Annotated in this window: 13 protein-coding genes and 4 tRNA genes; 8 read left to right on the top strand and 9 right to left on the bottom strand. The window is 42.1% G+C overall.

From position 1 onward, the window contains the following. Positions 1 to 7 precede the first annotated feature (7 nt). Together rrtA and B1202_RS03730 are read left to right on the top strand one after the other, a co-directional pair. Positions 8 to 580 carry a rhombosortase gene (gene rrtA / locus B1202_RS03735; RefSeq protein ID WP_078189261.1) on the top strand — a complete coding sequence of 191 codons (573 nt, stop codon included), beginning with the start codon at positions 8 to 10 and terminating at the stop codon, positions 578 to 580. A gap of 191 nt (positions 581 to 771) precedes the next feature. Continuing rightward, positions 772 to 2973 (top strand): TRAP transporter large permease subunit, encoded by a 2202-nt coding sequence (locus tag B1202_RS03730; RefSeq protein ID WP_078189260.1) that lies wholly within the window; start codon positions 772 to 774, stop codon positions 2971 to 2973. 87 nt (positions 2974 to 3060) lie between these two features. Here B1202_RS03730 and B1202_RS03725 read toward each other — a convergent pair whose 3' ends face one another. The 6 genes from B1202_RS03725 to rnr form a co-directional block, all read right to left on the bottom strand. Next, positions 3061 to 3939 carry a DMT family transporter gene (locus tag B1202_RS03725; protein WP_078189259.1) on the bottom strand — a complete coding sequence of 293 codons (879 nt, stop codon included), beginning with the start codon at positions 3937 to 3939 and terminating at the stop codon, positions 3061 to 3063. Between the two features lie 66 nt (positions 3940 to 4005). After that, positions 4006 to 4443 (bottom strand): hypothetical protein, encoded by a 438-nt coding sequence (locus B1202_RS03720; RefSeq protein ID WP_078189258.1) that lies wholly within the window; start codon positions 4441 to 4443, stop codon positions 4006 to 4008. Between the two features lie 15 nt (positions 4444 to 4458). Beyond that, the gene (locus B1202_RS03715) at positions 4459 to 4668 is read right to left on the bottom strand and encodes a YheV family putative zinc ribbon protein (RefSeq protein WP_171256675.1); all 210 of its coding nucleotides are present in this window, start codon (positions 4666 to 4668) and stop codon (positions 4459 to 4461) included. A gap of 40 nt (positions 4669 to 4708) precedes the next feature. After that, positions 4709 to 6748: a M3 family metallopeptidase gene (locus B1202_RS03710; RefSeq protein WP_078189257.1), complete on the bottom strand. Its 2040-nt coding sequence runs from the start codon at positions 6746 to 6748 to the stop codon at positions 4709 to 4711. A gap of 130 nt (positions 6749 to 6878) precedes the next feature. Further along, entirely contained in the window at positions 6879 to 7193 is a 315-nt protein-coding gene (locus B1202_RS03705; protein WP_228145129.1) for a hypothetical protein, read from the bottom strand. Between the two features lie 174 nt (positions 7194 to 7367). Next, on the bottom strand, positions 7368 to 9785 hold the full coding sequence (gene rnr, locus B1202_RS03700; RefSeq protein WP_078189256.1) for a ribonuclease R: 2418 nt from the start codon (positions 9783 to 9785) through the stop codon (positions 7368 to 7370). A gap of 268 nt (positions 9786 to 10053) precedes the next feature. Here rnr and B1202_RS03695 point away from each other — a divergent pair. The 4 genes from B1202_RS03695 to B1202_RS03680 all read left to right on the top strand — a co-directional run bounded on the left by B1202_RS03695 (position 10054) and on the right by B1202_RS03680 (position 10973). Next, positions 10054 to 10143, top strand: a tRNA-Ser gene (locus B1202_RS03695). Between the two features lie 14 nt (positions 10144 to 10157). Continuing rightward, positions 10158 to 10234, top strand: a tRNA-Arg gene (locus B1202_RS03690). A 45-nt stretch (positions 10235 to 10279) separates the two neighbouring features. Beyond that, positions 10280 to 10356: transfer RNA gene (locus tag B1202_RS03685), tRNA-Arg, on the top strand. A 540-nt stretch (positions 10357 to 10896) separates the two neighbouring features. Continuing rightward, positions 10897 to 10973, top strand: a tRNA-Arg gene (locus B1202_RS03680). A 93-nt stretch (positions 10974 to 11066) separates the two neighbouring features. Here B1202_RS03680 and B1202_RS03675 read toward each other — a convergent pair. After that, the gene (locus tag B1202_RS03675) at positions 11067 to 12371 is read right to left on the bottom strand and encodes a hypothetical protein (protein ID WP_078189255.1); all 1305 of its coding nucleotides are present in this window, start codon (positions 12369 to 12371) and stop codon (positions 11067 to 11069) included. A gap of 163 nt (positions 12372 to 12534) precedes the next feature. On the opposite strand from B1202_RS03675, the gene B1202_RS03670 reads away from it, so the two are divergent. Beyond that, on the top strand, positions 12535 to 13032 hold the full coding sequence (locus tag B1202_RS03670; RefSeq protein WP_078189254.1) for a YcxB family protein: 498 nt from the start codon (positions 12535 to 12537) through the stop codon (positions 13030 to 13032). 32 nt (positions 13033 to 13064) lie between these two features. Then, entirely contained in the window at positions 13065 to 13706 is a 642-nt protein-coding gene (locus B1202_RS03665) for a fumarylacetoacetate hydrolase family protein (RefSeq protein WP_078189253.1), read from the top strand. 53 nt (positions 13707 to 13759) lie between these two features. Here the strand turns inward: B1202_RS03665 and B1202_RS03660 are convergent, their stop codons facing one another. After that, positions 13760 to 14533 carry a tetratricopeptide repeat protein gene (locus B1202_RS03660; protein ID WP_171262582.1) on the bottom strand — a complete coding sequence of 258 codons (774 nt, stop codon included), beginning with the start codon at positions 14531 to 14533 and terminating at the stop codon, positions 13760 to 13762. 96 nt (positions 14534 to 14629) lie between these two features. After that, on the bottom strand, positions 14630 to 15445 hold the full coding sequence (locus B1202_RS03655; protein WP_078189251.1) for an AraC family transcriptional regulator: 816 nt from the start codon (positions 15443 to 15445) through the stop codon (positions 14630 to 14632). Positions 15446 to 15533: the final 88 nt, after the last annotated feature.

Genomic DNA, 15533 nt, shown 5'->3' with positions numbered 1-15533 from the left:
AGCGAAAATGAAAACACAATTTTTAATTCCGAAAATTGTCTTTCTTGCGGTATTCGTTTCGATCTGTGCCTCGCTACAGGTATTTAAAGACTATTTTATCTACTGGCAAGATGACTTATTTCATGACTTTTGGCGCTTATGGACGGCCCATTGGGTTCACGTCGGTTGGATTCATTTTGCTTTAAATATGTTGGCGTTTATCTGCTTACCGTTTATTTTTCCGCGAGTTTCAACGTGGCATTTTGTTGCCATTTTATTGATTTTATCCCCTTTAATCAGTCTGAGTTTCTATTTTTTCCTCCCCGATATTGAAGCCTATGCAGGATTATCAGGTGTCTTGCATGGCGCTTATGTTGCAGTCGCTTGCGTACATTTAATGTATAAGCGGGAGCGAAATTTTGCAGCCTTTGTCCTGTTGCTGATTTTGGCAAAATTAGTCTGGGAAAATACTGTGGGGAATACCGGAACAGCAGAATTAATTGGAAGCCCCGTTTTAGTCGAAGCCCATTTATTGGGGGTGATTTGGGGCATTGTCATCGCCGTGTTTTATCTTATTGGTAATTATTTCTGGGATCGCTAGCGCACTTTAGGTGATTGGGTTGACAAAAAAAACCGAAAAGAAAATACATATTGTCATTTTAATGTTTTGAATATTGATGCAAATTTAAACGTAATAATAAAACAGTTAGGTTAGGGAAAGGAACTTCTCGAGCCGATAAGGAAAAGGATGCTTAGCCCCGCTAGGCTCCAAAATAAAAAATAGGAAGACTCATGCAAAATGATGCACAAAACAGATCCGGCATCGTCGGGCTGTTAAGGTATGTCTGGACAGAATGGATTTCGACTCTAGTCGTGTTGATCTTGCTTCTGCTTACATTGATTATCGGGACAGGGGAGATGATTCATGGTCAGCTTCTGCGTACTGGTGAGCGTTTGTATGGTAATGAAAGCATTGGGATGCAGTATTCATTTTTACGTGCAGAACCGACCAAGCCAGATTGTGACCGCCACCCAGATGTAGAAAAAATGGTGCAAACGCAAATGAAAGCCAATGCGGCTGACGAATTTGCTGATATTTTTGGCACAGCATCTGAATCCGATGTACGTGCATCAGTCATGGCAGGTGTACAGCAATGTGAAGAAAAATTCCAATTTTATGACAAAGCAAAAGCTTATTTAGATGAGCATCCAAGTATTCGTACTTATCGTGCGATTGAAACAACATTCTTTGGCATCTTTAAATTTGGTTCTGAAAACCGTGTATTGATTCTTTTATTGATGGTCTTGGTATCTGCCATTACCGCTTCAGTGAAATTTCACCATATCGGTCTACGTGCGCCAACTACACGCTTGGATTATAAAGTCTATGCTTTATTCATGGCGATTGGTAATGGCCTATTAACCTTCTCGGTGTATAGCCAATTTAATTCAGTCCTAAATTCTGGGGTGAAATCGACCACAGAAACCTTGGCGGTATATTGGTTGTGGTTAGCCCTGTTTGGTATTGTCACCCTCATCAGTATTTATCAGTTCTTTAAACCACCTGCTGCGAAAGAGCCGGGGCCGGGGAATATTGGTTTTGCCCTGTTGAGTGTACCGTTGTATGCCTTTATGGCGATTATTACGGGTGTGGCGTTTACCTTCTTTATGGACTATCCAATGGGTCAGGGGATTTACCTTGGGCAGTTGGTTGAGTTCTCTGGGATTTTCCTGAACCTTGCACTGTTTATTTGGGCCGGGATGTTATTGACCCAAACGCGCGTGATGGATCTGTTCTTAGGAATTTTACGGCCATGGAACTTAGCACCAGAGACCTTGACGTGGTTAATTCTGATTGCCGCGGCGATTCCAACCGCCTATACCGGTGCTTCAGGGATCTTTGTTGTAGCAGCCGGTGCAATTATTTATAAAGAAGTGTGGAACTCTGGCTCTCGTCGTCAGTTCGCACTCGCTGTATCAGCAATGTCAGGTTCCTTAGGTGTGGTCATTCGTCCATGTCTATTGATTATCTTGATCTCGATGCTTGATAGCCGCCACGTGACGTCAGATGAACTATTTGATCACGGTATCTATGTGTTCTGGCTCACGGCATTCTTGTTCTTGGGTATTTCACTGTTCTTGGCAGAAACACGTTTCCGTGTGGCATCGCCGAAAGTGGCTATTCCGGGCATGCTGAAAGCGTTCATTCCTGTGATTCCGTATATCGTACTGACCTTGCTTGTCATTGCTTTCTACAAGTACGGTTTAGATACACAAATGGATGAATTCACCGCACCTGTGGTTCTACCGATCATTCTGATTGTTTATATTATGTTTGATCGTTGGTTTGCAGATCGTTTTACTTCGCAAACTGTAGATGCACATGAACAACTCAGCTTACAACATGAGCAAAGTTCTGAGTTCATGCGTGAACATGGTGGACATGGGGCTAACCGTCGTGGTTTCGGTAGTTCAATTTGGTTTGCCTCTTCTGAAACAGTTGGTCATATTGGCGCATTAATTATCTTAATGGCCTTGTCGGCAAGTGTCGGCGGTTTGATTGAACGGACAGAAATCGTTGAATTATTACCAACGCATTTGGGCAATATCTATATTTCGTTGGCCTTTATCGCATTGTTATTGGCGATTATTGGTATGACGACAGATCCATTCGGGGCAGTGATTTTGGTTGCAGCAACGATTGCACCAGTCGCTTACGAAAATGGTATCCATCCAATTCACTTCTGGATGATCGTTTTGGTTGCCTTTGAGCTCGGTTATGTTTCACCACCTGTAGCGCTGAATCATTTGCTGACACGACTCTCCGTCGGGGATGAAGAGGTGCGGGCAGCGGATGCAGAAGCAAAAGCCCAATACACCAATTTCTATTATCGCTATGAACGTTGGATTTTACCGATCCTTGTATTGTTCCCAGCTTTGGTGATCGTGACTTATGCTCCTTATATTCTGAAACTGTTTGGTTGGTACCAATAAGTTCGCAGTAAGCTATAAAAAAAAGCACCTTCGGGTGCTTTTTTATTGAATAAGGGGACGCGCGATTGATGGTAAATGAATGGATATTTATGACTTTTTAAACTTATTTTGTAGGATCGGACTACATAGCAAAATCGCTAAAAATATAAAAGCAAAGCCGAATAGGCTGTAAATGTCTGGCAATTCTTGCCACAGTGCAAAGCCCCAAATACCCGCAAAAATAATCGCGATATAGTTCACGGGGCCAATTTGACCTGCGGGAGCAAGCTTATAGGCATTGGACATAAAAATTTGACTGATATTGGCCAAAAGTCCCGCTGTAATCAGAAAAGCTAACTCCTTTAAACTATAAGGACGCCAGAGCCAGAACATCGGGATCATCGATATGAGCGTGCCAAAAAAGCAGAAATAAAACACAATGCGTTCAGGCGGTTCAGTTGCTGTAAGGGCACGGACAGTGACAAATGCCATGGCTGCCAAGAAGCTTGCGGTTAGTCCGATGAGTGATAACTGATTGAACATTCCTGCATCGGGCTTTGCGACGAAGAGCACGCCAATCAAACCAATGACTGCGGCAATGAGCATACTCAGGGTCATTTTTTCTTTTAAAAATAACCATGCAATTAAGGGGATGAAGATCGGCGAGGAATAGGTGAAGACCATGGCATTGGAGAGTTTTAAGTGTGCAATGGCATAAAAAAAGCCATACATTGCCACCAAGCCCACGATTGATCGCCAGGTATGCATCCACAGTTTTTCAGTTCTAAAAAACGTGCTGCCTTTTTGCAGGATCAAAGGAAGAAAGATTAATAAGCCTACCGCATTGCGAAAAAACACGATGGTGGCATTATCTACCGTGTGAGATGCATAGCGTATACAAACCCCCATGATGGAAAAAAGCAGCGCTGACAGCATGAGAAAGCCAATTGCTTTGGGGATATTTTGTGGTGGTGTAGTAGTGGACATAACAAAAAGGCTAGAAAATCTGATGATATTCTAGCCTATAAGTACGAATGGTGTAGCAGAAGTCGGTTATTTTGCTTGTTGTGCTAACTGTGCTTCGAGTAATTTAATTTGTTCTTCTTTCATTTTAATCAGCTCATCTGCATCTGAATGTTGCTGTTTTAAACTTTGCTCCTGATTATTCAATTGTTGTTGAATGTCATCTAATTTGGCAATTTCTTCTTTGGCTAAAGAGGCATTTTCAGGCACAGCTGCATCTAAAATGTCTTCTTCGACCAATTTAATGGTGTCAGTCTCTGCGGCAGGGACTGATGCTTCAGTTTCAGATTGGACTGGGACTGCAACAGGCGGTTTAGCCGGTGCAGCGACCAATTCTTCTTGAAGTTCAGATTTATCTGCTGTACTGCTGCTTAACCATTGATATGCAAAAAAGATAGCAATCAATAACGTTAAGCCCCCAATGATTCCAACTAACAGTTTTGGATTATTTCTTTGATCTTCTGTCATTTTTGACCTTAATTTTTATTTAGGCTGACGTGGCTTAAATTGGATCACACCGATATCGTCTGGCACGGCGGGTTGTTCAGGTTGATCGACATGAGTCGGTCGATTTTCACTGTAACCACAATCAATGCATTCGATCCATTCGTCTTCGCCAGAGGTCAGCATGACAACCCGGTCCATCGCTTGGCATTTTGGACATTTTGCACCTGCAATGAAGCGTCGTTTAATGGTCATCATACTTACCTTGAATCTAACTAAGGTCCCTAGTTTAAGCGTTTTTAGATGCGTTCGTCCAACCTTGATGACGCAGCAAAGCATCTATTTTTGGCTCGCGTCCGCGGAAATTGATAAATGCGTCAAGTGCCGTATCTTTTCCGCCAACTGCTAGAATAAATTGTCTAAACGACTTGCCAGTCGAAGTATTAAAAATTCCTTCATTTTCGAATCGGTCGAAGGCATCACTCGCTAAAACCTCTGCCCATTTGTATGAATAATAACCAGCAGCGTAGCCACCTGCGAAGATATGACTGAAACCATGTTGGAAACGGTTGTACGAAGTGGTAGGTGCAACCGCATATTTTTGACGGATATCATCTAAGGTTTGTTGGATGCCTGCAGCGTCCAAAGCAGGGTTGGCCTGATGGATATTTAAGTCAAACATGGCAAATTCAATTTGACGTAAAGTTTGCATCCCTGATTGGAAGAAACGCGCATCTTGCAGTGCTTTTAGCAGATCGGCTGGTAAGGTTTGTTTTGATTCAACATGTTCACTGAGTAAATCTAAACTTTCTTGATCCCAAGTCCAAAATTCCATGAATTGACTTGGTAATTCTACCGCATCCCACGCCACGCCATGTGTACCTGCGACAGCAATATTATCGACTTCCGTGAGCATGTGATGTAAGCCATGACCAAATTCGTGGAACAGCGTTGTTACTTCATCATGGGTAAGTAAAGCAGCTTGCTCACCGACAGGTGGAGTGAAGTTGCAGACCATGTAGCAAATTGGTTTTTGCAGACCATTTTCAGTTTGCATGCGTGAACGGAAGCCACTCATCCATGCTCCGCCACGTTTCCCACTTCGTGCATACAGGTCAAAGTAGAAACCGCCAATCACGCTGCCTTGATCTTCAAGTTCAAAGTAACGTGCATCGGGATGCCAAACAGGCGCTTCACGCTCGATCACATTGATGCCATAGAGACGATTTACAATGCTGAACAAGCCTTGAATAATTTTAGGCGCAGGGAAGTAGGGCTTCAGGTCTTCTTGTGACAAATTAAACTGTTTAACTTTGAGTTTTTCTGAATAGAAGGTGGCATCCCACGGTTGTAACTCAGTGATACCGTCTTGCGCTGCAATGGCTTTCAGTTCAGCGATTTCTTTCTCTGCTGGCGCACGCGCATGTTCTGCCAGTTCAATCAGGAACTGATCTACAGAGGCCACATCGGGTGCCATTTTGCTTGCTAAAGACAATTCGGCGTAGTTATTAAAACCAAGCAGGCTTGCCATTTCCTGACGTAGCTTCAAGATTTCTTCCATGACCGCTGTATTGTCAAATTCAGCAGAGTCTGCCTGATCAGAAGCGCGTGTGGTATAGGCTTTATAGAGTGCTTCACGGACTTCGCGGTCTTCGGCATAGGTCATAATGGCAATATAAGACGGGAAGTCGAGTGTTGCTACAGCCTGTTCGAGTTCTCGTTGCTGACCATATTGTTTCAGAAGTTCAATGCTGCCTTGAGGTAACCCTTTAAGCTGCGCTTCTGTTAAGGGTTTGAAGTAGGCTTGGGTGGCATCCAATACGTGATTGGAAAAGTCTGATGATAACTGTGAAAGGCGTGCAGAGATTTCTGCATAGCGTTTTTTCGCTTCACCTTCTAAGGCTACGCCTGAAAGTTTGAAGTCTCGTAACGCAAGTTTAATTGCGCTTTGCTGTGCCGCAGGAAGCGTGTCAAATACACTGTTGTCATGTACATGCTGATACGTTTGATACAACGCTGTGTGTTGACCTAGCTGCGTATAGTACTCACTCAGGCCGGGTAATAAAGATTGGTAGAGTTCACGAGTTTCAGCATTATTCATCACAGCATTTAGATGCGAGAGCACACCCCATGCTTCACTCATATTATTCTCAAGATCATCGACCTGTTCTAAAGTATTCAGTTGTTTTTGTACAGAATCTGGAACAACCGTCAGTTCATTTAGAAATTGTTGACCGTGTTGAATCGCATTTTGAATTTTTTCTTTGAGTTGATCTAAGGTAATTTGATCAAATTGAGGAACGGGCAAAGTTGCCTTTTCTAAAGTCATATTTTCTACTTCATATAAATCCTGAGTTATTTATAGATGTAGGGTTTGTTGCGGGTTAAATCAAGGTTTATATTTTTATTCTTTATTATGAAATAAAAAAGCCTGCATGTAATGCAGGCTTAATGATGAATTAACAATCAGGATCAATCACAAAACTTGTTTGATTGAATTTCTGCCATGAGCCTGTTGCTGCACCATCAACCACTAAAATAGAAATAATTCCCCAGTCGACTAAAACCCCGAGAAGGGTTGTAGGGTCAAATGTTTTTGTGGGAATGACAGTGGTGGTTTTACAGCCAGTTTTTTCAGCCTTTAAAACATAGTTTTCTTTCTTTTTAAAAGTATAAACAGCATTGTTTTTACCCATATACTCTTCATTTACATAGAGTTTGGCATCGGCATCGTTACTGCGAATGTTGACCGTTTGAGATGAACCATTAAACATGGTTGCACACCCTGTACTGAATAAAATTGAACATGTTAGTAGTGCAGTAAATATTGTTTTCATAATAACCCCCGTTAAAAGACGGCTAGAAGATAGCAATATTAGTTGAAATGTCAAACATTTAATTTTAATTTAAGAATCAAAAAGAGCGCCGAAGCGCTCTTGATTTAAACCTTAATCCGCAGATGATTTTGCATTGGATTTTTTCTTTTTCGGCTTAGATTTTTTCTTCACTTTATCTTTAGCCTTTGTTTCAGATTTGCTTGCAGATTTTTTAGCAGGCTTTTTACCGAATGAACTGGGCTTAGATTTCGATTTTTTGCGTCGTATGGGCTGTTCTCCATCTTCAGCAACGTTAGTTTTACGCTCTGAAAAGACTTCTTCTTTGGCTGTGGGTTTTGCAACACGAGGGGCACGAGCGCGAATAGCGCGACCTGCATGGCTCAATTGTTGAATCAATTCAAAGTCGATTTTGCGCTCTTCTAGATTTACACCAGCAACTTTGATTTTCACTTCATCGCCTAGACTGAAAACTTGACCTCGAGATTGACCAATTAAGCTCTGACTTGGTTGGTCATAGACAAAGAAGTCATCACCCAATTGGCTGACGTGGATCATGCCATCAACATATAAGTCCTTGAGCGTTACAAACAGGCCAAATTCAGCAGTTGCACTGATGGTACCGACAAACTCTTCACCCAAATGTTGCTGCATGTAATGGCACTTCAACCATGTAGTGACAGAACGTGATGCTTCATCTGCACGGCGCTCGGTCGCAGAGAAGTGTTCACCAGCATCATCCAGCGAAGCGCCAGAAATTGGGTAAGGTTTTTTCTTTAATTGTGCTTTGATGGCACGGTGAAGTAACAAGTCTGGATAACGACGGATTGGGGAGGTGAAATGCGTATACGCTTCATAAGCCAAGCCAAAGTGACCTGCATTATTTGCGCCATAATAGGCTTGCATCATTGAACGAAGTAAAACGGCATGAATGCTTGGTGCATCAATACGGTCTTTCGTCGCATCAATCACGGCTTGATAGTCAGCTTGAGTCGGCTGTTCAGGGAATGGCAGACCCAGTAACTTCACAAAATCACGAACCTTTTGAATACGTGAGAACTCAGGTGGCTCATGCACACGGTACAGCATCGGAATTTCATTTTTTAATGCATATTCTGCCGCTGCGACGTTTGCCAACAACATGCATTCTTCAATCAGTTTGTGTGCATCATTACGGCTACGCGGTAGGATTTCGTTAATACCGCCAAGCTCATCAAAGGTCATATAAGTTTCAACAGTTTCAAATTCCATCGCGTGGCGTTCAGCACGTAAGCCTTTCAACACTTGATACAATTGGAATAGGGTATTGACCGATTTACGTACATCACGGTCTTCAGGAATGGCTTGACTATTACCCTCAAAATATTCGGCAACTTGGGTATAGGTCAAACGAGCTTTTGAATGCATTACACCCGGATAGAATTCAAACTTGGTAACACGACCCGCGCGAGATAAGTTTAAATCACAGACCATACATAAGCGGTCTAGGTGTGGATTCAAAGAACATAAACCATTCGACAGCGCTTCAGGCAACATCGGCAATACAAAATGAGGGAAGTACACCGATGTACCACGCTCTTGAGCTTCGTCATCGAGTGGTTTACCCGGACGTACATAATGGCTGACATCGGCAATTGCCACCACAACGCGATAACCACCACCCGGACGTTTTTCCGCATACACGGCATCATCGAAGTCGCGGGCATCTTCACCATCAATGGTGACAAGCGCTAAATCACGTAAATCGACACGACCTTCACGGTCTTGTTCTGACGGTTCTTTAAAGCTGTCGGCTTCTTGTTGTACCGCTTCAGGGAATTCGTAAGGTAAACCAAACTCTAAAATGGTTTGTGGAATAATAATTTCAGTGTCTGTTTTATCAGCCATCGACTGAACAATATGACCTGTCGCAAATTCTTCTTTGGTTGGGTAGCTGTCAATCGCAATACGCACAGAGTCGCCGAGTTTGACTTTGGCATGCTCGATTAATTCTTTTTCTAAAGTAATCGGTTGGTGTGCATTGGGATTTGCCGGCTGAATAAAATATTCACCTTCATACTCAGACACTTTACCAATAATTTCTTTGACACGATGCTGTAGAACTTCAGTAATAAAGCCCCATGCCTTGCCTTTACGGTCTACCGACGTTTGGCGGACTTTAACACGGTCACCATTAAACACCTGACGCAACTCACGTTCAGGAAGTAAGAGGTCATCTTCACCGCTAATATTGGCTGTGCCTAAACCTTTTGAGTTGATATAAACCGTTGCTTCATGAGTCGGTTGCTCAGCTGCAAGCTGGAACTTAAATCCATCTTTCATCAACTGACCATCTCGAACCATCGCAATCAGACGATGACTCAGTGCATCAATACTTTTTTGATCGGCAATTTCAAAATGTTCTACAAGATCGGCATGCGACATTGCAGTTTTCAGCTGTTCAATCGTCTCTTGAATTAGAGTACGGCTTGGAATTGGATTGTCATAACGTTCGGCTTCAGCTTTTGCTTCAGGGTCGACCCAGTTTTTCATATGTATTTGGCTTCAAATCAGAAGATTAGGATTAGCATAAGTCATGCAAGCAGATACTGCACGCAATTGATTGCAATAAAGTGTTTTATGCCGATATTTTATAATGTTTAAAGCTGAAATGTAGGGGACAGCAGTGTGTGCTGAACTAATTTTGCACTAATTTTTTGAAAATCGTTTAAAAAATATCTAATTGAGTAAAAAAATGAAAAAAATATAACGACTGTGCTTGCAGTAGTATCATGATCTTTGTATTATGGCGGCACGTTACGGTGAGATGGGTGAGTGGCTGAAACCACATCCCTGCTAAGGATGCATACGGGCAACTGTATCGAGGGTTCGAATCCCTCTCTCACCGCCACGATTTACTTATTCGCGCTCATAGCTCAGCTGGATAGAGCACTTGGCTACGAACTAAGGGGTCGGGAGTTCGAATCTCTCTGAGCGCACCAATAAGTAAATCTGAAAACGTAGTCTTTTAAGACGACACAAGTTACGCGCTCATAGCTCAGCTGGATAGAGCACTTGGCTACGAACTAAGGGGTCGGGAGTTCGAATCTCTCTGAGCGCACCAACTTGAACAAATTACCGCACATGTTGCGGTTTTTTTGTGCCTGTGATTTATCGTTTTGATGCAGCCTGTCTTTTGTCTTTTGTCTTTTGTCTTTTGTCTTTTGTCTTTTGTCTTTTGTCTTTTGTCTTTTGTCTTTTGTCTTTTGTCTTTTGTCTTTTGCTTGGATTGTATAAAGCGTTCTATTTCATAAGACAAACCATCAGTATATTTCATTTTGCTTTCTTCAACAGATTAACCCTCATTTCAGTTGTTCATGGCGATGCATTTTTTTAAAGCTAAGATAAAGAAAAGTTGGGTGAGTTAAAGCCGTGATTCAATGATGGCGATATATTTGTTATCTATCTTGAGCATTTATAAGTGAGTACAGCTAACTGTAGATTTCAAACTTGTGATGTAAAAGCCATTAAAAAAAGTAAATCTGGCTGATTTTTAGCGTGTTTAAATGGCAATTGTTTATTTGCTGTGCGTTTGGTTAAATTTATATGAAAAAGCTCTTAACAAAAAATAAAAATCACGTATAATGAGCCTCATCAAGACGTCGCGCTCATAGCTCAGCTGGATAGAGCACTTGGCTACGAACTAAGGGGTCGGGAGTTCGAATCTCTCTGAGCGCACCAACTTGATCAAGATTGAAAAAACCGCACATGTTGCGGTTTTTTTGTGTCTGAAATATAGCTAAAACCAATAAATTCAGCTCATCAATCAAGGTTCTAACTTAACTTCTGTTTAACTTTGAGTGCAAAGACCGTATTTCCGCCTAAAGCCGGTAACATGTCGTGATACGGCATACTGCGCATAGCACGAAGTAAAAACGGTGCTTTGTCATCAATCTTCACCGCACTGGTCAATTGTAATAATGACCCTTGTTGTAAGGGGCGAATATGCATAGCACCTCGGACAAACTTTAAGTCCCCACCTGTCGCGGTGTATTGATTTTGCAGTAAGTCTGGGTAGTTAAAACGCATTTTAAAATCAAAGGGAATATTGATCACGCCTAAACCCACCGAAATTTTATAGTCGGCATCCATCAGGTGCGGATTAATTTTCTGCACTTGCATGTGTTTGACTTGTCTTGGAAATAAGTGCTTGAACGAAGACACATTAATCCAGCGCTGTAAGCTCGAAGGCTCTTGTGCATAATATTGAAAACTGGTGCTAAAGCGCATCAATTCATAATTTTGCCCAAAGGGAACGCGTTGCGCTGTCAAAATAAAGGACACAGGTTCTTTTGAGCTTTGACTTAATTGGGTGACTTTGTCGAGTTGAGAGGCATTTAATTTGAGTTCAGGCAATTGATTTGCAGCGAGAGTTTCGCTGCTAAAGGCTTTAAATCGGCGCTGTAATGATTCGAGTAAAAAACCATTGGTTCCCGCAGGAATCCCTAATTTGGCATCGGGTAAGGCATTTAATATTTTGCTAAACAAAAAACCTTTAGGCTGATTTAAATCGCCCCATTGGGTCACACTAATCAAGGTGTGTTGTGCGTCAATCTCAAACCATTCAATTTTTCCTGCACCAAAGGGCACCGGTGCTTGCAGAACCAAACTATTAATGCTGTTGTGCTCAATTTGGTGCTGCATCACCACAGTTTCTTTAAAGTTTAAAACCGGAATCGGCGTCGGGATGTGGATGCGATATTCAACTTGGCTGGTTGAACCTTGCTGTTGCAAAACCTCAGCAGATTTTAGTGTGGGAAATAAGCCTGCATAGTTTGGATAATTACTGAGTAATCTCGCCACATTTTTGCTGTTGGTTGGGACAACCACCGCGGCACTTTGAAATTTACCAACGACTTTTTGACCCGCTTTCATCGTGGGTAGACTAATTTGCTGTGAAGGATGTGCAAAAATCACGATGTGATCACCGGTAAGATTTGCCAAGGCTTTGGCATTGCCATTAAATAAGTCCAAACTACTGGGGATCTGGGGTTGCCATTGAACGAATTTGGCCCAACTGGTCGATATGCTCAGTCCACTCAGAAACACCAGTACCATGATTATTTTTGTTATCTGCATGTCACATCCTGCGTATGCAATCTTTTATTTGTTGCTGTTTTTAACGTATTTCTAGATGGAAGGGAAGTAGTGAAGTGTTACAACCGACCATTAAAAAGCATGAAGCAAGTTTGAATTGTGGTGTAGTATTTAGCGCAATTCATTTTTAAATATTCATACGCTTATGTCTGAAAATCTACCTGCATTATCGCTGCGCTATTTTTTAAATCTAGAAGAATCACAGGATGGTTTTGCACTAGCTACTTTTGGCAAAAAGCAATTTACACGTTTTTTAACGCCAGCCATTAGCCTTGGGATTATCATCTGGGGTTTTTATTTGGGTGTAGATGGTGTCGGTGCCTACTATGTTGGGCTGGGTGCTTTCTTTTTACTGCTTCAAGGCATCATGCGTTATTGGTTTTTACCGATGATGTTTAAACGCCAGTTTGTAAAATACCAATTGGGCAAAAGTGAACAAGGTATTGATTTATTTCAAGACTATGCAGAAATTCATGCCAATGGTCGTAAGAATGTCTTTCATTATGCTGAAGTGGCAAATTTTGCTGAAGGCAAATTGACCTATATGCTTGAGCTGAAAAATAAAACCGTGATTATTGTGCCGAAAAGTGCATTTAAAGATACTGCGGACCAAGCGATTTTTAGCAATACTTTTCAGCACTAAGACAATCTATTCATAACAAAAGAGGGAGTAGTATGCAGTCACGTCCATCTAAAATTGTTTGCGTCGGTCGTAGTTATGCAGATCATGCCAAAGAATTAGGCAATGCAATTCCTGACCGTCCTGTGCTTTTTATGAAGCCGCCAAGTGCATTAACCGCATTAGAGCAAGGCATCTCATGGAATCCTGTATGGGGCAGTTGCCACTATGAATGCGAATTAAGTTTACGTATTGATCGTCCTTTATCGGCTGAAACTGATCCTCTCAAAGCCTTAGAAGCAGTTGGAGCTGTGACTTTGGGCCTAGATCTGACTTTGCGTGATCTACAAGATGACTTAAAGAAAAAAGGTCAGCCTTGGGAGCGTGCCAAAGCTTATGATGGTTCTTGCATCCTTGCGGATTGGGTCGATGTTCAAGAGGTGGTTCAAGATTGGAAAGATGTGCATTACACCTTGCATGTCAATGATGAACTGCGCCAGAACGGTGATACTGCATTGCTGATTTTTGATGTGGGTACTTTGTTGGCAGATATTAGCCAAGTGTTTAGTCTTGAAGCGGGTGATGTGGTCATGACGGGTACGCCTGCAGGTGTCGCGGCACTACAGTCAGGTGAGCAGTTGAAAATGACCCTAAAAGGAAAAAATCAGGACTATATCTGGACAACTTTTGTCAAATAAACTGTGAACGAAATACAAAAAAGGCTGCTTAATGCAGCCTTTTTTTGATTGATTTATTCAGTGCTACTTGATGGCGGTGGCTCATTTGGTTGTAAAGGACCAGTGTCTTTCCATGTTTCATAGGTGTCGGCCATATGCTGTGAGTCGGTGTCTCCCAATGCACCTGCTTTGGCATACCATTGTCGCGCTTTTTCACCATCTCGAATATCATAATGATAATAATGTGCCATTTTCATCGCCGCGTCAGCATCTTGCCCTTGTTCTGCAGCAAAGCTTAAATATTCAGCTGCTTTGTCGGGTGTAGACGAAGGATGTTTAGAAAAATAGTGTTGATTTCCTAAGACTTTGATCGCTTCGACGTTCTTTTGTTTGGCGGCTTTTTCATACCAAATTTGCGCTTGGTGCTTATCTTGAATTAAGCCTTTTCCCGTGTCGTACATCCAACCAACAGTATATTCAGCAGCAGGATCATGGGTCTTTTTTGCAAGGTCTAGCACCCAGTGTGCAAGGAAAATATTGCCATCTTGCTGCATCTTTCGAATCACTTGATCTGCATGCGGGTTGCCTTGATAGGCTTGTGTCATCAACCATGCGAATGCGTCCGTAGTGCCTTGATCCGCAGCAGCTTTGTACCAATGTACACTTTGTTCGATATTTTGTTCTGTGCCCGTTCCACTGAGGTATAAATCACCCACTTTCATTTGCGCAGTCGCATCACCCGTTTGAGCGGTTTTGAGTGCAGATTTAAATTCACGCTGTTCTTTGGAACTACAAGCCGTTAAAAATACGGCAGATAAACACAGCGCTAAAATGGTTTTTTTATTCATTCGAAATGGAGTCTTTATCATTCTTCGTGGATTTTTTGATCTTAGCGGATTGTTGAATCACTTTATAGAGACCCTTATAGCTAAATTTAAACAAATTTAGGGCTTTAAGGCAGATTTTCTAAACTGATCTGGGGTGCAAAGCATCCATTTTTTAAACATATTTATAAACGCCGAGGCATTGGCATATCCAAGTTCTAAAGCAATATTTTCGACCGTTTGACCTGCGTTGAGCATCGACATGGCTTTCATGACTTTGAGGCGTTGTCGCCATTCATGCAGGGACATCCCAAGTTCTTTTTGACAATAACGCGCTAAAGTACGTTCCGTCATGTTTATCCGCTGTGCCAATTGCTCAAGCGCGCTCTGATCTGCAGGATGTTGATGTAAATAATCAAGCAGTTGTTTGAGGGCAGGGTGTTCCGAATGCGGTAAATAGCTACTGACCAGTTTAGCTTGATGCAGTTGATCTAAAATCACATGGAGTAAGCGTTGATATTCGGCCGTATTTTCCATGAGGTCGGCTTGTTGGTGCAACAGACGCAAATGGCTGAAGATCGCGGTGACTAAGGGGGAGCTGAGTAAAATCCCCGGTTGTTTCGGTAAGTAGGTGCATAGAGATTCATGTACATATAAGGTTCCATGTGAAACCGCGGTACGATTTAAACCACTATGTTCTAAATGTGGGGGAAGCCAGATGCCATAAGGCGGTGGAGTAATATAGTCTATCTGATTGATGTTCACTTCCATTACGCCATTAAAGGCATAGACAAACTCGCCCCAAGCATGCCCATGAACGGGATAAACAGACAGTGCCGGATCGTCACGAAAACTGATCCACAGCGCTGCTTGAATTTCATCGTTGGTGGGAAGTTGCTGGAACTGCGTATGATCTACACGAGCTTTATGACGCATGAGAAATTTTGCCTGAATAAGAAGATCACTTGTCTATTTTGAAGTATATATTTTATTTCTGACAGTTCTATAGTGTTGCTTATCGTAT

Origin of the sequence: Acinetobacter amyesii, assembly GCF_002018365.1 — a bacterium.
Classification (GTDB): domain Bacteria; phylum Pseudomonadota; class Gammaproteobacteria; order Pseudomonadales; family Moraxellaceae; genus Acinetobacter; species Acinetobacter amyesii.
The sequence above is the reverse complement of the archived record's forward strand: the minus strand, read 5'-3'. Positions and strand labels throughout refer to the sequence as shown.

Coding starts and splice junctions, on each gene's coding strand:
- B1202_RS03660 (WP_171262582.1), bottom strand. CDS start 14,533: ATGAATAAAAAAACCATTTTAGCGCTGTGTTTATCTGCCGTATTTTTA.
- B1202_RS03665 (WP_078189253.1), top strand. CDS start 13,065: ATGCAGTCACGTCCATCTAAAATTGTTTGCGTCGGTCGTAGTTATGCA.
- B1202_RS03670 (WP_078189254.1), top strand. CDS start 12,535: ATGTCTGAAAATCTACCTGCATTATCGCTGCGCTATTTTTTAAATCTA.
- B1202_RS03655 (WP_078189251.1), bottom strand. CDS start 15,445: ATGCGTCATAAAGCTCGTGTAGATCATACGCAGTTCCAGCAACTTCCC.
- B1202_RS03725 (WP_078189259.1), bottom strand. CDS start 3,939: ATGTCCACTACTACACCACCACAAAATATCCCCAAAGCAATTGGCTTT.
- rnr (WP_078189256.1), bottom strand. CDS start 9,785: ATGAAAAACTGGGTCGACCCTGAAGCAAAAGCTGAAGCCGAACGTTAT.
- B1202_RS03720 (WP_078189258.1), bottom strand. CDS start 4,443: ATGACAGAAGATCAAAGAAATAATCCAAAACTGTTAGTTGGAATCATT.
- B1202_RS03710 (WP_078189257.1), bottom strand. CDS start 6,748: ATGACTTTAGAAAAGGCAACTTTGCCCGTTCCTCAATTTGATCAAATT.
- B1202_RS03705 (WP_228145129.1), bottom strand. CDS start 7,193: ATGTTTAATGGTTCATCTCAAACGGTCAACATTCGCAGTAACGATGCC.
- B1202_RS03675 (WP_078189255.1), bottom strand. CDS start 12,371: ATGCAGATAACAAAAATAATCATGGTACTGGTGTTTCTGAGTGGACTG.
- B1202_RS03730 (WP_078189260.1), top strand. CDS start 772: ATGCAAAATGATGCACAAAACAGATCCGGCATCGTCGGGCTGTTAAGG.
- rrtA (WP_078189261.1), top strand. CDS start 8: ATGAAAACACAATTTTTAATTCCGAAAATTGTCTTTCTTGCGGTATTC.